At 58.5% G+C, this 15,758-nt stretch carries 13 protein-coding genes and 3 pseudogenes; 5 read left to right on the top strand and 11 right to left on the bottom strand.

Annotation, left to right across the window (positions count from 1 at the left end; translation table 11 throughout):
• Positions 1–912, top strand: a 912-nt coding sequence (locus ABIB73_RS35805; protein WP_354231967.1) for an IS3 family transposase, incomplete at its 5' end; no start/stop codon positions are given.
• A gap of 976 nt (positions 913–1,888) precedes the next feature.
• On the opposite strand, the gene ABIB73_RS35800 is transcribed toward ABIB73_RS35805, so the two are convergent.
• The 9 genes and pseudogenes from ABIB73_RS35800 to bioB all read right to left on the bottom strand — a co-directional run bounded on the left by ABIB73_RS35800 (position 1,889) and on the right by bioB (position 10,635).
• Positions 1,889–2,113: a hypothetical protein gene (locus tag ABIB73_RS35800; protein ID WP_354231965.1), complete on the bottom strand. Its 225-nt coding sequence runs from the start codon at positions 2,111–2,113 to the stop codon at positions 1,889–1,891.
• Positions 2,114–2,550: 437 nt separating this feature from the next.
• A complete protein-coding gene (locus ABIB73_RS35795; RefSeq protein ID WP_354231964.1) occupies positions 2,551–2,751 on the bottom strand; it encodes a hypothetical protein in 201 nt (66 codons plus the stop codon).
• 477 nt (positions 2,752–3,228) lie between these two features.
• Positions 3,229–4,009 (bottom strand): annotated as a pseudogene (gene panC / locus ABIB73_RS35790) (pantoate--beta-alanine ligase).
• Positions 4,010–4,022: 13 nt separating this feature from the next.
• Positions 4,023–4,895 (bottom strand): 3-methyl-2-oxobutanoate hydroxymethyltransferase, encoded by an 873-nt coding sequence (gene panB, locus ABIB73_RS35785; RefSeq protein ID WP_354231962.1) that lies wholly within the window; start codon positions 4,893–4,895, stop codon positions 4,023–4,025.
• 1,213 nt (positions 4,896–6,108) lie between these two features.
• Positions 6,109–7,374, bottom strand: a complete 1,266-nt coding sequence (locus ABIB73_RS35780; RefSeq protein WP_354231960.1) for an adenosylmethionine--8-amino-7-oxononanoate transaminase — start codon at positions 7,372–7,374, stop codon at positions 6,109–6,111.
• The gene (gene bioD / locus ABIB73_RS35775) at positions 7,371–8,003 is read right to left on the bottom strand and encodes a dethiobiotin synthase (RefSeq protein ID WP_354231958.1); all 633 of its coding nucleotides are present in this window, start codon (positions 8,001–8,003) and stop codon (positions 7,371–7,373) included. The genes ABIB73_RS35780 and bioD overlap by 4 nt, the downstream gene beginning before the upstream one ends.
• Positions 8,000–9,154, bottom strand: a complete 1,155-nt coding sequence (locus tag ABIB73_RS35770; protein ID WP_354231956.1) for an 8-amino-7-oxononanoate synthase — start codon at positions 9,152–9,154, stop codon at positions 8,000–8,002. The genes bioD and ABIB73_RS35770 overlap by 4 nt, the downstream gene beginning before the upstream one ends.
• Positions 9,155–9,237: 83 nt before the next feature.
• A pseudogene (gene panD, locus ABIB73_RS35765) lies at positions 9,238–9,587 on the bottom strand (aspartate 1-decarboxylase).
• A 7-nt stretch (positions 9,588–9,594) separates the two neighbouring features.
• Positions 9,595–10,635, bottom strand: a complete 1,041-nt coding sequence (bioB, locus tag ABIB73_RS35760; protein WP_354231954.1) for a biotin synthase BioB — start codon at positions 10,633–10,635, stop codon at positions 9,595–9,597.
• 202 nt (positions 10,636–10,837) lie between these two features.
• On the opposite strand from bioB, the gene ABIB73_RS35755 reads away from it, so the two are divergent.
• The 4 genes from ABIB73_RS35755 to ABIB73_RS35740 all read left to right on the top strand — a co-directional run bounded on the left by ABIB73_RS35755 (position 10,838) and on the right by ABIB73_RS35740 (position 14,078).
• The gene (locus ABIB73_RS35755; RefSeq protein WP_354231952.1) at positions 10,838–11,482 is read left to right on the top strand and encodes a GntR family transcriptional regulator; all 645 of its coding nucleotides are present in this window, start codon (positions 10,838–10,840) and stop codon (positions 11,480–11,482) included.
• 156 nt (positions 11,483–11,638) lie between these two features.
• Complete coding sequence (locus tag ABIB73_RS35750) at positions 11,639–11,998, top strand: Dabb family protein (RefSeq protein WP_354231950.1); 360 nt, start codon at positions 11,639–11,641, stop codon at positions 11,996–11,998.
• Between the two features lie 116 nt (positions 11,999–12,114).
• Positions 12,115–13,512 (top strand): aminodeoxychorismate synthase component I, encoded by a 1,398-nt coding sequence (gene pabB, locus ABIB73_RS35745; protein WP_354231970.1) that lies wholly within the window; start codon positions 12,115–12,117, stop codon positions 13,510–13,512.
• Positions 13,509–14,078, top strand: coding sequence for an anthranilate synthase component II (locus ABIB73_RS35740; protein WP_317242938.1), 570 nt, complete (start codon positions 13,509–13,511; stop codon positions 14,076–14,078). Before pabB ends, ABIB73_RS35740 begins: the two co-directional genes overlap by 4 nt.
• Positions 14,079–14,962: 884 nt before the next feature.
• On the opposite strand, the pseudogene ABIB73_RS35735 reads toward ABIB73_RS35740, so the two are convergent.
• Positions 14,963–15,160: pseudogene (locus ABIB73_RS35735) on the bottom strand (hypothetical protein); the annotation flags it as partial.
• A complete protein-coding gene (locus ABIB73_RS35730; RefSeq protein WP_354231948.1) occupies positions 15,157–15,381 on the bottom strand; it encodes a hypothetical protein in 225 nt (74 codons plus the stop codon). The pseudogene ABIB73_RS35735 and the gene ABIB73_RS35730, both read right to left, overlap by 4 nt.
• Between the last annotated feature and the right edge of the window lie 377 nt (positions 15,382–15,758).

Raw genomic sequence — 15,758 nt, 5'->3', positions numbered from 1 at the left:
TTCTATCCCACAGGGGGCGTGCAGCGCCGAGATCAGTTTTTTAGAAGGAGCGCTCACCAAGGCGGGATTGCTGAGCGCAAAGCGATGATCGACCGCGAGCATGATCTGTCGATCACCAGGCAGGCGGAGGCTTTGAACATCAGCCGCGGCAGCGTTTATTACCTGCCGCGGCCGGTGCCGGACGCCGATCTCGCGATCATGCGGCGTCTCGACCGGCTGCATCTGGAGTTTCCCTTCGCCGGTTCGCGAATGCTGAGAGGCCTGCTGGCTGCCGAGGGGTGCAAGATCGGCCGCCGGCATGTCAAAACGCTGATGCGGCGGATGGGGATAGAGGCGCTCTATCGCCGTCCGCGCACCACCAGACCCGAGCCCGGCCACAAGATCCATCCATACCTGCTGCGCGGCATGGAGATCACGCGACCGAACCAGGTCTGGGCGATGGACATCACCTACATTCCGATGGCGCGTGGCTTCGTCTATCTCGCCGTGGTGCTGGACTGGGCAACACGTCGTGTTCTGTCGTGGCGGCTGTCGATCACCATGGAAGCAGCCTTCTGCGTCGAAACGCTGGAGGATGCCTTGGCTCGTCACGGCAAGCCAGACATCTTCAACACGGACCAGGGCTCGCAGTTCACCGGACAGGCTTTTACCTGCGTGCTCGCTGACAACGGCATCGCGATCAGCATGGACGGCAAGGGCGCATGGCGGGACAACGTGTTTGTCGAACGGCTCTGGCGCAGCGTCAAATACGAGGAGGTGTACCTGCGGGCCTATGACAGCGTCAGCGAGGCGCGCAGCTCGATCGGCCGATATCTCGACTTCTATAACAGCAGGCGTCCCCATTCGAGTCTTGACGGCAGCACGCCGGATCAAGCCTACTTCACCCCGCTGCCACTCCGCATGGCAGCCTAACCGCGGCAGAGGCTCCACCTATCGACGCGGAAACTCTGTTCAGACAACCGGGACCAGCTCTTTATCGCGAGTGCGACGGGCGCATTTCTATATGGAGCTAAACGGGAGAGGACTTCATTCGGTCGATGACAACCTGCCAATTAAATTACATTGATTTCGAAATCCTGAACTCGCGGTGTAGGTGAAGCACTATTGCTCGGCGTCGTGGCGAGCGAACTTTCCCCGACGAGGGTTGCGCCGCGATGATAGGGAGCGAAGCTCGCTGGGCAGAAACGGTCCGAGGCGCGCTACATAGCCTTGCGGACACGTTGCAGATCTATCAAAGGGAAATCAATTTACAGGCCGATGAGATGCGAACTGGCAGAACAGGTCGGTAGTAGCTCACGGCGTGCGACACGTTGATCATTATCGCATAAAAGATGCGAAACATGCGCGAAAAACGCCGCCAAACGGCGCTCAATTCGGTTATCCGATCACTCATGCGCGGGATCAAAGATGATTGAAGCGCTCGCAACGGTGATTCTCTCACAAGCTTGGAGCTCTCGATGAGTGATCGATCTGCTCATCTCGATGCTCCTTTAATGGCCCCTTGGGGCGTTTTCCTCCGTGACTTGGCCGCGCGCAATTTTCGCGCGGCCTTTTTCCGCGTCCAACAAGGTGCCGGTCGATATGCAGGCTTCAGCGGGTCTTAAACGGAAAAAAACGCGTGGAACGCTGTTAGGACACAAGGCCACGCCCCGGTCGCCTCATCGAGGCTCCCTTTTTAAGTTCAGGCGACCAAGTCAAGTAAGCAGTGAATCTCTCCTCGTCCAACTCGCGCCCATTCTGTCGACGCTATGGCCCGTAGATGACCTTGACAGATCGACTGTCTGCGAACGTCACGGCGCCTCGCCGTGGACGCGCGATCACCGCTGCGATAAGCCAAACCGAGCGTTTCGAGTGTCACCCGCCGCTGCCGATGCTCAGTGCTGACGTCTCATCCATGACGGACGGGATCGAGTGGCGTGCGATAGACCTCAGCGTTCTCGGGGCTGGCGACCCGAACCGCACAGCCTTTGGCCTTCAGGTCCGGATGTACAATAGACAGTTCGGACGCGAGCTGGTCCGCTCGGTCGGAGGCAACCTCGATGTTTTCGAGAATGAGGCCGCCTTGATTCCTGTACTCCTCGTCAATCACAAGATCAAAAGAGTAGTACGGCATCCGAACGTCTCCCATTTGATCGGATTCGTCCCTTGGGGCGCATCCTTACCTCCAATCAGGCTTCGTCAGATGGTCCAGTCGTTCGTATGGAGAGAGATAACTAGGAGCCGCATCGATTCTACCGACAAGATAGTCGGTCCTCAGAGTTCGGCTTATCTCCATCTCTTGCAGTAATATTATCGGCTTCCTAAAAGCGAAATTCTCTAATCAGGGAGCTCGCATCGGCGAAAATCTGCGCCAGCTCAGCAGAATGCAGAGTTTTTCCGTGCGGTCATGGCCTCAACTTTTGGGGCAACGCGGGCAAGGCAGGAGATCGCCAAAATGGCCATGTCACGCTTAAGCTCAGCATCGGTGCGGCCTCGTCCAAATAGCTCACCAGGATCTTCAGATCTGTGTTCTGGAAATTCTACTGAGTGACAACATCATGTTGTCTACGCCTACCTCCACATGGTCGGTCTTTCGGAAAGGGCTTCGCGGCCGATCTGTTTGAGGCGGTCGGGCGTCGTCTCACCTCTGATGGCGGCCTCCAGAATCTTCGAGGCGACGTAAGTGCGGGCGCCGGTATCATACGGGGAACGGCTCTCGCAGACCTCGTCGAGGATCGCGCGCAGAAGCGCGGTGGTAGCGGCATCCAACATCTGGAGATCTCCCCATCCCTAGTGAGGAGGATAATGCACAGTTCGCGTTTCGCGGTTCAAGTGTGTTTGATCGGGTAAGAATTCTGCGACTGCCGCGCCCCGCCACAGAGCGGTCTCCACCTTCTCTTTCTGCTTCTCCCAACACACGTTTTCTCAGCTTGTGCCGGTGTTCGATTGGGGCTGTCCAGCCTCGATCGCGCTTACGTTTCGATGGACTTTACCGCATCGATGACGCGCTTGTGCTGGTCGGCGAAATCGCCGCGGTCACCATCTTCATCGCCTGAGATGGGCGGCTAATACGTCTGTCATACCGTTCCGCCAGGTCCAGCAGTCTCTTTCTGATGAAGGGGTCTGCCTTGTCCGCTAGATCGCGAATAATCCGAGCCCGGTCTCTCAAAAACTGTTCGTCCACGAAAACACCATTCACTGCAAACTTCAGTATTCTGAGACTATTCAGTCGTTTAGTTGTGAGTCGCGCTAAGGAGTCGGCAACGACAGTATCACGTTGTCGATCAGACGTGTCGAGCCGACATAGGCTGCGGCGCATAGTCCGATCGACCGTATTCAACCGCTCCTTTGCGATCGCAATCAGCTGCTCCACGTCGCGCTCTCCTGAGCGAAACTTATCCGCTGCGGCGAACAGCCCACGGCTGATGGCAAGAGCGCGCCGACGTTCTTCCTCGCTTAGATAGCGGTTGCGACTGCTCATCGCCAGCCCGTCCGCTTCCCGGACGGTTTGTACGGTGACGATCTCAATTGGAAGGTTGAGGTCGATTGCCATGCGGCGCACCACCGCGCATTGCTGATAATCCTTTTGTCCAAAAAGCGCGACATCCGGCTGCACCATGTTGAATAGCTTGCCAACGACAGTCGCCACTCCACGAAAATGCCCAGGCCTGAAAGCTCCGCACATCGGTTTTGCGAGCTCGCCCGGTTCGACGAAGGTCTCAAATTGAGCCGGATAGATCTGCTGTATATCCGGCGCAAAGATGATCGCAACGCCGGCATCGCGACACAGCTCTTGATCGCTCAGGAAGTCGCGCGGATAGGTGCTGAGATCCTCATTTGGCCCGAACTGAGTGGGATTGACGAAGATGCTAACTACGGTGACGTCGCATTGCGTCCGGCTGGCCGCGACCAGCGCCAGGTGGCCGTCGTGTAGGTAGCCCATCGTCGGTACAAGTCCGACGCGTTTATCGGCGCTGCGAACCTCTGCGAGCGCGCGACGAAGCTCTGCGACCGTCGTGATCGTTTGCATGTTGTGCTTTACATCAGGTTGGATTGGAGGGTGTCCAGTTCGCGACCGTGTCGCGAAGGCCTTCAGGAAGCCGATAGGACTCTTGCGGCGTCGGGAATGAACCGTTGCGAACATCGGCTGCCCAACGCGACAGGGCCTCCTGCAACAACTGGAAACCATTGGCATAGGCGCGAACAAATTTGGGGCGATGACCTTCAGTCAATCCCAGCACATCGTGAAAGACGAGCACTTGGCCTGAGCAGCCCGGACCCGCTCCGATTCCAATGGTTGGTATCCTCAGGGATTCGGTCGCTCGCGCCGCGAGCTCACCCGGAATACCCTCCAGGACGAGAGCGAAACAGCCGGCCTCCTGTAGACGGTGGGCGTCATCGAGCAGGCGCAAGGCGTCATCGGCCTTCCGGCCCTGCACCTTGAACCCACCCATGACATTGACGCTCTGCGGAGTCAGGCCGAGATGGCCCATCACAGGAATTTCGCAATCGATCATGGCGCGCACCATCTCGATACGCTTGGCACCCCCCTCGAGCTTGACAGCGTCGGCGCCACGCTGCAGGAAACCTCCGGCATTGCATATCGTCTCCGCTGGACTGAGATGGAAGCTAAGAAAGGGCATATCGGCCACGAGCAAGGCACTAGGCTTTGTGCGTGCAACGGCTTCGAGGTGATGGTTCATCATCGCCATGCTCACCGGCAACGTATCATCGAATCCAAGACAGACGTTGCCGACGCTATCCCCGACAAGGATGACATCCACGATCGGATCGGCGATGCGTGCTGTAAACGCGTCGTAAGCGGTGGTCATCGCGATACGACGCCCCTCCTCTTTCCATCGCTGCAGGACCGGAATCGTGACGCGTTCAACAGGCGGCTCTGAAATGTGGCTCATGTTAGATCCCGATCCACCCCCGCATGCATGGAGTCGGCCCTTCCTTGGGAAGGCGAGAGGAAGCTGTCAATGGGGAGATGAAAAAGGAAATTACCTCTCCAGGGTCACGTACAGACGCATCAAAACCTCCAATGATCGCGCGATCATCAAATAAGAACTTCTCAGCCGTTCTTCCTCATGCGGAGCGGCTTTGGGTCACGCTTGACGCACACCGCGCGACTCAGCCAGCTTAAGCCGAGGGAGGTCGCTCAGCCGTGGACGGCTCGTCGGCATGCGCGGCTGTGTTGATCCATGACATCGAGGCCGCCCCAACCTGAAACCAGAATGAAGCCGCAGCCAGCAAGGCTGCGAGCCCAAGAGGAACGAGATCTTTCGTGTCGGAATTAGAATCGGCACGCGCCGTAAGGTACGGGAAGGCGATGTCCACTAAGTGGCAGCGTCAGTAGCAATCGTAGTTGCAATATTCTCTCCGCGTTACCACCGCTCGCACGTAACCCGGTCCTAAGGACCGAGAACATTCGGTGCAGGTTCTGTCGCCGCGCGGGGTCCTTTGATTCACGAGTATAAATTTCATAGCGTGCTAGCCATGTATTAAGCCGCTCGCGACCAGCGAAACCATTTATGGTCGGCCTCCCGCCGCGCCTTGAAGCGGTCGACGCATTTCCTGGAGCAAAGGGCCGTTCGCCAGCAGTAATAACGGATCAGCCCGAACCTTCCACCGCATATCGCGCAGCACCTTACTGAACCGCGGTGCGAACTATGAGAGCTGTTGCGCATTGCTCGCCTCCTGTCGGCATTAGGTGGATAGCCCCCCCTTTCTTCGCTGCAGCACCATGCCCGCACGTGAAGTGCGACGCTGGCGATGCCTAGTCTCGCGGCATGTGCGGACACCGGGCGCAAGAGTTTGAGCTCTGAATTGCGCCTCCTTGGCGAAGCGGCACGCTCCATCGGGGTGCTTCGCCGGCCTCGTCTTAATTGTTGACTGTAACGATATTTCCATCTTGATTAATGCAATGAATCGCGCGTTGACGCTTAAATGCCGCGTGCGGGCGGCTTTCCTCGACCGAATTCAACTGGCGCCGATGGGATGCGTACAGCAACTGATCTATAGCTATCAGTGCCACCTCTTTGCCTTTACGCGGTTAAAGGACGGCAATCCGAAACCCGACGGGCGAACCTTGGGTTCCCGCTCGCTAAACGCGCCAAGCCCGCCTTAAGCTAGCGCATCGGCGGCATCTCTGATGCCGAGGTAGATTTCATCAAGATCTGCCCCTGTGACGCAATAGGGTGGCATTACATAGATGGTATTGCCGAGCGGGCGCAGCAGCAGATTTCGGTCTTTAAAGAACGCCTGAAGCTTCGGACCGACGCCCGCGAGATAGCCTGCATCCTTCGTTTTCAGATCGAGTGCTGTAATCGTGCCGGTCCGCCGGACGTTTGCAAACCGCGGGTCGGCGCGGAATGGCTCAATTGCCTGCTCTTGCATCGTGACAACCGACGCCACGCGTTGGCGAGATTCCGGATCTTGCCAGAGATCCAGGTTAGCCTTTGCGGCGGCGCAGGCCACTGGATTTGCCGTATATGAACTCGAATGAAAGAACGTACGCGTCCGATCTTTCGAATAGTGCGCGTCGAAAATATCCGCGCGACAGAGTGTCACCGCGAGTGGAAGCGCCCCTCCCGTGAGGCCCTTCGAATAGCAGGCGATATCGGGGGTGACATTAGCTTGCTCGCAGGCGAATAGTGTTCCGGTGCGACCCCAGCCTGTCATGACCTCGTCGGCAATGAACAGGACATCCGAGGCCTCGCAGATCCGCCTCATCTCTCTTAGCACCCAGGCTGGGTACATCAGCATTCCGCCCGCCCCCAATATCAGAGGCTCCACAACAAAGGCTGCCGGAACTTCGTTGCGACATACAGACTCGAGCGCATCGAGCGTCGCCTGTTCATGACCTCTCGCCGGGAACGGGATTGACGTAACGTCGAACAGCAGGGGCCTGTACGCCGCGTTGAACACACCACGGGCGCCAACCGACATCGCCCCTATCGTATCGCCATGGTAGGAATGTTGCATCACGACGATGCACGTCCGCTTCTTCCCGATGTTGTGCCAGTAGCCGAGCGCCATCTTTAGCGCGACTTCCACACTGGTCGAGCCACTGTCAGAAAAGAAGACATGCTCAAGTCCACGGGGCGCAACTTTCAAAAGCAGTGCCGCAACCTCCTCAGCCGGATCGTGGGCATAGCCAGTGAAGATGATCTGGTTGAGCTTGCCTGCCTGGTCCTGAATGGCGCTCACGATATGCGGATGGCAATGACCATGCGTGACAACCCACCACGATGAGATTGCATCTATGATACGGCGGCCATCCGCGGTGTAGAGATAAGTACCCTGCCCACGAACGACCTTTGTCATCTCGTCCTGAAGCGCGTGTTGCGTGAACGGACGCCAGATCGGCGACTTCGGCTTCGTCGTCATAGCTTGAAATGATCGGCATGGAACGAGGTTTTGAACGCGGCCTGCAGCGTGTCTGCCGTGAGGGGAGAAAGCCAGGGCAGTCGCCCTAACCAACGCACCCGCCCGATCTCGCGAATTGCAATCTGAGTCTCAGCATTTCGTTCACCAATGAAGGCAATCCCAAGAATAGGGATCTGGCGCTTTCGTAGCGCCTCGATCGACAGCAGCGAATGATTGATGGTGCCCAGTGCCGTACGCGCGCAAAGCACGACTGGAAGCCGCCAGCGCTCGAAGACATCAATGTAGAGTGTCTCGCCACTCAGCGGAACCATCAGGCCGCCAACGCCCTCAATCACCAACGGTCGCTCCCCGGTGTCCGGCACATCGAGCAAATCTGGCTCGATGCGAATTCCGTCAATTTCCGCGGAATGATGGGGTGAAGCGGGCGTTTGAAGGCGATAACGCTCCGGCACGATGCGATCGGACGAGAGATTGCCCAGTCGCGCGACGAACTCAGTATCGCTCTCTCCATCAAGACCGGCCTGAATCGGTTTCCAATAGCTCGCGCCAAGGAGATCGGCGAGCCCCGCGGAAAACACCGTTTTTCCGATCCCGGTATCGGTGCCTGTCACCACGATCCGCTGACTCATCGAATTTCACCTCTCGTCTCCTCGAACAGAGCATTGAGCATTGCACGCACGTCATCCTCCCCAGCGTTGAGCGTTAGTGAAATTCGCAAACGGGCCGTGCCCGCCGGCACGGTTGGCGGCCGAATTCCGCGGATATCGAAGCCGCGAGCCTGCAGTGCGGAGGCGAGCCGCATCGCACGCGCGTTGTCGCCAACGATATACGGCACGATCTGCGAGACCGAAGGACTTCGCCAACCGCGCAAACCCATCTCCCGATGCGTAAACGCGACCAGCTTGGCCAGACGCTGCTGCCGCTCAGGTTCATGTTGCAGGATGAAGAGCGCCTCCCGCACGGCAACAGCCATTAGCGGTGAGGGTGCCGTGGCGAAGATAAAGGGACGGCAGCGATTGATCATGAAGTCGCGCAGCACGCCGGAGGTAGTGACAAGCGCACCAGCTGCACCCAGCGCCTTGCCGCAGGTATGAACGACCAGGAGATTTTCGCGTCCCTCATAGGGCGCGGTGAGCCCTCGTCCCTGCTCGCCGTAAACGCCCGTGGCATGAGCCTCATCCACCATCAGGAACGCGTCGTACCGGTCCGCGATCGCGACCAGGTCTTCGAGCGGCGCGAAATCGCCATCCATGCTGTAGAGACTTTCGACCACGATCCAGACGCGGCCCGTTCCGCCCTCGGCCCGCCAGTCACGAATTGTGTCTTCGATCGATTGGGGATCATTATGGGCGCTTATCCGAAACTCGGCACGGCCAGCGCGCGCGCCTTCATGAATACTGGCGTGCACCAGAGAATCGAGAACAAGCAGATCGTCCCGCTGCGGCAGCGTTGTCAGGACGGCAAAATTTGCGATATAACCGCCACCAAAGAATAGCGCCGTCTCAGCCCCAAAGAACTGAGCCGCTTCTTTTTCGAGAGTTTCGTGTTCCTCGCAATTGCCGCGCAGAAGCCGCGACCCGCCGGCTCCGATCGGTGTGCCGGCCTCGAGCGCGGCGGAGACAGCCTTTTTCATCCGCGGCGCACTCGCCAGCGCTAGATAATCGTTCGACGCAAAATCGATGCCCGCGCGCGGCTTGAGGCCACGCAGCCGGTTGTCTACCTTCAGGGCATGCAAGGCCGCGACATAGTCGCCAAGATTGGCCGTGTGGATTGAATTCATTCTTCACTCGCAAAGTAGCGGTCGATCTCGCGAAAGTTATGATGGCCGCGAAGAACAAAGCTTCAGCATCGGGCTCTTGGTTTTCAACCTGACAAGATGCGATTTTCTCGGTCAACCGCCACAACGCGCGGTCTGAAGAGTTTCGTTTCCGCTTCATCGAAGGAGGCATATGCAACGATAATAATTTTGTCTCCGGGCATCGCGAGTCGCGCAGCCGCTCCGTTCAAATCTATGGTGCCGGATCAGCGGGGGCTTCCTCCACATAGGCGGCGAAGCGCGCTCCGGTTTCGATGTTGTCGATTTCGACGCGTTCGTTGATCAATCCTGCCGCATCCAGCAGCGCACGATCAATCGAAATCGAGCCATCACTGTGCAGATCGGCTTCAGTCACCGAGGCACGAAGGATTTTGCCTTTCATCAAGGTAATTTGCATTTAGCGCCTACACTGGAGTTTGCGCACAGCGAACTCGTTTGAGCTGTTTCACTCGGGCAAGCCCGGAGGTGATGCCGAGCCGGTCTAACAAATTCGCGTCACGGGCGCGCTGCGGGTTCTTGGTGGTCAACAGAACATCGCCGATGAAGATTGAATTCGCGCCGGCCAAAATGCACAGCGCCTGCAGTTCATCACTCATATACTGCCGTCCAGCGGACAACCGCACGACGCTCTTCGGCATCATGATCCGGGCCGTCGCGACCAGGCGCACCAGTGCAATCGGATCGGGACGCTCCGCAGTGTCATTGACCGGCACGCCCTTGACCTCGTTCCACAGGTTAATCGGCACGCTTTCCGGATGGCTGGGAAGATTGGCGAGTAGCACGAGCATGCCGAGCCGATCCTCGACGCGCTCGCCCATGCCGACGATACCGCCACAACAGACCTTGATGCCGGCGTCGCGCACGTGTGCCAGTGTGTCGATGCGATCTTGCAGGGTGCGGGTGGTGATGATCTTGTCGTAGAACTCGGGCGAGGTATCGACGTTGTGATTGTAGAAGTCGAGCCCGGCCTCGGAGAGCCGGGTGGCCTGCTTCGACGTCAGCATGCCGAGCGTGACGCAGGTTTCCATGCCAAGGTCTTTAACAGCGCTGATCATGTCGCAGACCTGATCGAGATCTCGGTCGTTCGGACTGCGCCAGGCCGCGGCCATGCAGAAGCGCGTCGCGCCAGCGTCCTTGGCGGCTCGCGCGGTGGCGACCACTTCGGCGCGATCCATCAGGCGGGTGGCTTTCAGGCCGGTGTCGTAATGCGCGCTCTGCGAGCAATAGCTGCAGTCTTCCGGACAGCCACCGGTCTTGATGCTGAGCAGGCTTGCTGTTTCGACGTGGTTTGGATCGAAGTTCTTGCGATGAACGCTCTGCGCCCGCAACATCAGGTCGGCAAACCGCAGGCCATAGAGTGCTTCGGCCTCGGCGCGCTGCCAGTCATGGCGGACCGGCGCGCTGTCGCCTCCGTCATTCCGTTTCACTCCCACGGCAGCAACCATAAGTCTCGCCTTCCTTATAATAGATAATCCGGGCGATTATCTATAATGTGACCGCCCGTTGCTGCCTGCTTTGTCTCTCCAACATGAAACATAACCGTATGCCGACGCCCAAAGACCGCGAAAGTCTGCAGGCATTGCAGAAATTCTGCAAAACGAGCGGGCTTATGCCGATCATCGACGGAGGGGTAATGATAGATAATCTATGATGACTGACGAGAACACGACGATTGCGGTGCGCATTGCGGAGTCAATCGGTGAGCGCATCATCAGCGGCGCGCTGCAGCCAGATGCCCCGCTCCGGCAGGATCATGTCGCGCGGGAATTCAATTCCAGCCACGTCCCGGTGCGCGAGGCTTTTCGGCAACTGGAGGCCCGACATCTTGTCGTCGCTGTGCGCCGTCGCGGTGTGCGGGTTGCCCCGCTCGACAGCAATTCAGTGAAGGAGATCGCCGAGATGCGTGCTGCGCTCGAAGTGGTCGCGTTGCGCAATGCGGCTTCAAAGCTCACATCCGCCCATTTGGCACGGATCGAGCTCTCCCTGATTGAAGCAGACAATGCCCAGACCATTCAGGAGTTTGAGACGGCCAACCGCGCCTTTCACCACGCGCTGGTGGCGCCCTGCGCGATGCCGCGCCTGCTCGCGAGCCTCGATGGACTACAGCTTGCAAATTCGCGATCGGTGTTTGCAACGGCGCGCAGTGCAGGCTGGCAACCGCGGTCCAATCAGGATCACCGCCTGATTCTGCGGGCACTGCGCGCACGCAACGTCGATCAAGCCTGTAATCTGCTCGCGCGCCACATTCAAACGATTGAGCGCCTTGCCCTTCCCGCGCCTGACCAGGAATGAGATCTGGCGAGGTCAGCTGCAGACAGCAAGCCATCGCAAGTCTGTCAAACGATCGACCGTCTTGCCGAGCGACATAACCTGCGACGACAGCGTTGCAGCGGGGTCGATCCCAAGATAGTTATGCGATCTACTTCCGTAATCACCCAACGGCCATCCATGATTCGTCACATCGTTCTATTCACCGCCAAAGATAAGGCCGACATCGACCAAATCATCGAAGGCCTGTCGGTTCTCACCAATATCCCACATGCACGCCGGCTCGAGGTTGCTCGCAATCGCAAGACCGACCAGCTCGACAACGATATCGACGTCGTGGTCTATGGTGAGTTCGATAACGAGACGGAACTCGCAGCCTACAAAGCGCATGAGCTATACCAGGAAGCGATCAGGCGGGTACGACCACTCCGGGAGCTGCGGTTCGCAGCTGACTACAATCTATCAACGGATGCGCGTTTCGCCTCAACGACAGTGATAAGCCAAGTTACTCGGCCCACCGCGTCCACTCGCGGGGGTTAACCTGAAAATCGAATTCAAGAGCTTGCGGGTCCTTGGCGAGCGTCGCTCTCGTTGGGGTAAGGATCACAATCGGAGCGCGTCTCCCAGCACGGCAGTCCTCGGTGACTGACTGGCCGATGCACGTCCGCGAGTTACCGTGGATTGGGCCTGTCACAGCGATGCGATGTCTCGCGCATCGACCGCACCTTACGTTTCTCGATAGCGCAGCAAGGCATGAGTTGCTCGGGCGCTACTCATTTCTGACCTGCGACCCCTTTAGCACCTACATGGTCGCGAACGGACAGGTGAGTTGCAACGGAGAGGCTCTCGAGGGCGATCCATGGGAAGTCCTTCGCACCCTGCTCGCCAAGTATCCGCAAGAGCATCGCCCAGATCTCCCGCCGTTCCAAGGAGGTGCGGCCGGGTTCTTTGGTTACGATCTGAACAGGACTCTGGAGCGATTGCCGGCGCCGGCAATTCCCGGTCAGCGTTTGCCGCAATCCATCCTGCATTTCTATGACGTGGTCATCAGCTTCGACCACCGTGACGACAGATGCTGGATCGTTTCTACCGGATGGCCGGAGCAGGATCCCGCACGTCGCGCCAAGCGCGCACGCCGTCGAGCCGACGAGTTTGCAGCAGCATTGCTTGCGGGCCCAAAGACGTCGTGGAACGACTTCCCCGGCCGAACTGCCGCATGGCATTCGAATTTCAGCCGTGAGGGCTATATTGCGGCAGTACAGCGCGTCATGGACTTGATTTTGGCTGGAGACGTCTTCCAAGCCAACATTGCGCAGCGCTTCAGCGCCCGCCTGTCGACCTCATTTGATCCTCTTGCCTTCTACTGCCAGCTGCGGTCGTTGAACCCGGCTCCCTTTGCGGCCCTCCTGCGCTACGGCAAGCTCACCATTGCATCGAGCTCGCCGGAACGATTCCTGAGGCTCGACGGACGACAGATCGAAACGCGCCCCATCAAAGGCACGATCGCGCGTTCTGCTGATTCCAAGGAAGACCAGCGTCGCGCTGAAATCCTAGTCACGTCCGAAAAGGACCGTGCCGAGAATACTATGATCGTCGACCTCATGCGCAACGATCTGTCGCGCGTTTGCACTCCACATTCGATCGACGTTCCAGTGCTGTGCGGCCTCGAATCCTACGCCTCAGTGCACCACCTCGTATCGATCGTTACGGGTGAACTTGCAGACGACCAAGACGCTATTACCCTGCTTCGAGCTTGCTTTCCCGGAGGCTCCATTACAGGGGCGCCAAAGGTGCGATCGATGGAAATCATTGCGGAAATCGAGCGGGCGGCGCGATACGTCTATTGCGGGGCGATTGGCTTTATCAGCTTCAACGGGCACATGGACACGAATATCGCGATCCGCACTGTCACGATCGACGACGATCTGGCCGTGTTTCATGCGGGTGGCGGCGTGACGGCGATGTCGGATCCAGAGGCCGAATACGAAGAGACGCTCGCCAAGGCGCAGCGAATCTTTGACGCGTTTCGTGCTGAAACATCCGGTGCATCTTGATTGTTATCATCGACAACTACGACTCCTTCGTCTTCAACATTGCCCGCTATTTCCGCAAGCTTGGTGAAGCAACGGAAGTGATCCGGAACGACGTGGTCGGCGTTAGCGATCTTGTTGGCCTCAAGCCGCGCGCAGTAGTTATCTCGCCCGGTCCCTGCGGTCCAGCTGAGGCCGGAATATCCACCGCCGTCGTCCGCGAACTTTCGGGTCAAGTTCCTATTTTAGGCATCTGCCTCGGTCACCAGTGCATTGGGAGCGTTTTCGGCGCTCAAGTGGCGCGTGCACGTCGCCCTATGCATGGTCGATCCTCCTACGTAACTCATGATAGCCGAGGGCTATTCAAGGAACTACCCTCCCCACTTCGCGTCGGGCGCTACCATTCTCTCGTTGTCGAGGTCGATGAGTCATGCGCGTCGCATCTCACGGTGACAGCGCGTTCGGAGGAAGGCGAGGTCATGGCCCTCGCACATCGATATCACCCAACTATTGGTGTGCAGTTCCACCCTGAATCGATACTTACCCAACAAGGGCACGTGCTGCTGCTCAACTTCTTGCGACTCATATAGTCTCCCAGGGGGTGAGGAGCTGAAGTTGCGTCACACGCACGGGCTCCCGGCCTGCTCAGAATCCCGCTCCGAGCGGTTGATCTCTTCGATTTGAGTAGAGCGGCGCCGCCGCGTTCGTTCGACGGCACCAAAAGCGTTCAGCATGCCGAGTGTGCCGCCCATCAGGATGGCAAGGAAAGTTGCCGCCGCAGGATCCCGATTGAGAGTGCGCGCCGACACGATGCGGCTGAGGACGCGCGGCCGAGGTAATTGCTGCCGAGCGGCAGCGCCGAGCACAAGCGCGCGAACAGTCATTGTCGACCGGCGCGCCGATGTTGTGACGGGCGATGTACGGGACGTGTGATCGCCATCAGGCGGCAACGATGCTAGCGCCGATTCGTGCCTGCGAGCGGACCGCCCCACGTGCGACCAGGGCGAGCGCTTCGACTGCAGCAATGGTCTGATCAGTTTCAATGATGACCGCGCCTCCGGTCAGATGGGATCCCGGCGATATAGACCAGCAACCCAAGGAAGAGATAGATCGAGCAGAAGATCATGACGCAGACCTGGATGAGCGGCATGTCGCGTGTCGAGACCGGTATCGATCAGACGGTGCGCAAGCCCTGGGTACCCACAATCGACAGTTTCAGACCGCTCTTGCTCTAACACTTGGCCGCTGGTGGCCCAAGGTCTGGCTTCCTTCAGATGCGTGCGATACGGACCAGCGTTGGCCTCATCGCGAAAGCGGCCAACGTTTTGAAGGCGGATTGGCAGCCCACTGGTAGTTTGTGCCGAAGCCAGAGCGCTTCGTTCTCGACATGAGGGCTGCTGTACCTGGGGGAACTCTCTGACGAAACTGGGAGCACTTCTCGAGCAGCAGCGCCAGAACTGCAATTTTTTCTGCCACCGCATGTCAAGCTGATCACGTAGCGCCAGCCCGCCGGGCGTTCTGCCGGATGAAGCTTCATCCACTCGGCGAGCTGCGGCGCACCCATCAGACAGGACTGCATCGAGACGTCGGCGAAGTCCGAGGTGGTCACGGTCTGCTCGTGGCAATTTGCCGGAGAGGAGAGACCGCAGAGCACAGCGATGATCTTGATCACGACTGGAGAGCCCCAACGCTGCGATGGGCATTTGCCCGGATGATCTTGATGGCTTTGGCCACCGTGCGCGGATGCAGGCCTAGCGCGTGGATCACTTCCTTCTTCTTGCAGCCGAGATTACACTCGAGGTAGCCGCGCACACGCTCGACGTTGAATGCCTCCAGCTCCTTGGAGCCGGGGCGCAGGTTCAGCGCTTCAATGGTACAGAATTCGTGGAACATGTTTGAAGCTGCCTACCCAGTCATGCACGCAATTCGCGTTCAGCGCTAGCAGCCGATCGGGCGAATGCTTTGGCCGCATCAACATGCCAAGCTTTCTCAGCACGCCGCTCGTAATCGTCGGCAAGGACCTTAAGCTGACCCGCAATCGCTGAGTCGGTCATGGTTTGGGCTGCACGGAGCAAAGTCCGTGCTGTCTCTAAATATGCCTTGCCTCGTTGAGAGATCTGGACCATCACAAAGCCCTCGCGCGGTTCTCTGGCAGCTGGTTGAAGGTGATCTGGAGCCAGCCCACCCAATTGCGGTCACTTTCCCTGCGAGCTCTGAAGCGATCGACGCACTTCTTGGAACAAAGAGGCGTTCGCCACGAGTAGTGCCGG

It is taken from the genome of Bradyrhizobium sp. F1.4.3, assembly GCF_040548375.1.
Classification (GTDB): Bacteria; Pseudomonadota; Alphaproteobacteria; order Rhizobiales; family Xanthobacteraceae; genus Bradyrhizobium.
The sequence above is the reverse complement of the archived record's forward strand: the minus strand, read 5'-3'. Positions and strand labels throughout refer to the sequence as shown.

What these genes read in the sequence shown, in the direction of transcription:
- ABIB73_RS35800 (WP_354231965.1), bottom strand. Translation starts at nt 2,113, where the DNA reads ATGCCGTACTACTCTTTTGATCTTGTGATTGACGAGGAGTACAGGAAT.
- ABIB73_RS35795 (WP_354231964.1), bottom strand. Translation starts at nt 2,751, where the DNA reads ATGTTGGATGCCGCTACCACCGCGCTTCTGCGCGCGATCCTCGACGAG.
- panB (WP_354231962.1), bottom strand. Translation starts at nt 4,895, where the DNA reads ATGAGCCACATTTCAGAGCCGCCTGTTGAACGCGTCACGATTCCGGTC.
- ABIB73_RS35780 (WP_354231960.1), bottom strand. Translation starts at nt 7,374, where the DNA reads ATGACGACGAAGCCGAAGTCGCCGATCTGGCGTCCGTTCACGCAACAC.
- bioD (WP_354231958.1), bottom strand. Translation starts at nt 8,003, where the DNA reads ATGAGTCAGCGGATCGTGGTGACAGGCACCGATACCGGGATCGGAAAA.
- ABIB73_RS35770 (WP_354231956.1), bottom strand. Translation starts at nt 9,154, where the DNA reads ATGAATTCAATCCACACGGCCAATCTTGGCGACTATGTCGCGGCCTTG.
- bioB (WP_354231954.1), bottom strand. Translation starts at nt 10,635, where the DNA reads ATGGTTGCTGCCGTGGGAGTGAAACGGAATGACGGAGGCGACAGCGCG.
- ABIB73_RS35755 (WP_354231952.1), top strand. Translation starts at nt 10,838, where the DNA reads ATGATGACTGACGAGAACACGACGATTGCGGTGCGCATTGCGGAGTCA.
- ABIB73_RS35750 (WP_354231950.1), top strand. Translation starts at nt 11,639, where the DNA reads ATGATTCGTCACATCGTTCTATTCACCGCCAAAGATAAGGCCGACATC.
- pabB (WP_354231970.1), top strand. Translation starts at nt 12,115, where the DNA reads ATGCACGTCCGCGAGTTACCGTGGATTGGGCCTGTCACAGCGATGCGA.
- ABIB73_RS35730 (WP_354231948.1), bottom strand. Translation starts at nt 15,381, where the DNA reads ATGTTCCACGAATTCTGTACCATTGAAGCGCTGAACCTGCGCCCCGGC.